This window comes from Streptomyces sp. IBSBF 2435 (assembly GCF_036815005.1).
In the GTDB taxonomy this organism is placed as follows: Bacteria; Actinomycetota; Actinomycetes; order Streptomycetales; family Streptomycetaceae; genus Actinacidiphila.
This window is the reverse complement of sequence record NZ_JAJSYW010000415.1, coordinates 1-416: the sequence shown is the minus strand read 5'-3', so window position 1 is coordinate 416 and position 416 is coordinate 1. Positions and strand designations below refer to the sequence as shown.

Here is a 416-nt window from a genome sequence, read left to right as displayed (position 1 = left end):
ACGACCGGCACGACCACCAGGTTCGGGATCGTCTGCCCCGCCACGAAGTTCAGGTTCGACGCGCTCGTCCGCGGTGTCCCGTCCGGGTAGACCGACACGAAGCTGGACGACGTCGGACCGGTCGCCGTCACGTTCAGCACCACCGCGGTCACACCTGTGGCGGGCACCCCGTTGGCGCCGGTGACCGGCAGGGTCACCAGACCGCCGACGCCGACCTTGCCGGCGCGCACCCCGATGCCGCTGCGGGTGTCCATCAGCCGGCGCGGGCCGAGGTTGCTGTACTTCGCGCCGATGGGGGCCGAGGTGTAGTAGCCCGAGATGTCGGCGATCAGGTTCACGCTGCCGGCGTGGTTGTAGAAGTCGACCTTGCCGTTGACGACCGGCACGACCACCAGGTTCGGGATCGTCTGCCCCGC

Annotated in this window: 1 pseudogene; it reads right to left on the bottom strand. The window is 69.7% G+C overall.

The features are described from left to right. Window positions 1–416 (bottom strand): annotated as a pseudogene (locus tag V7E46_RS33740) (hypothetical protein); the annotation flags it as partial.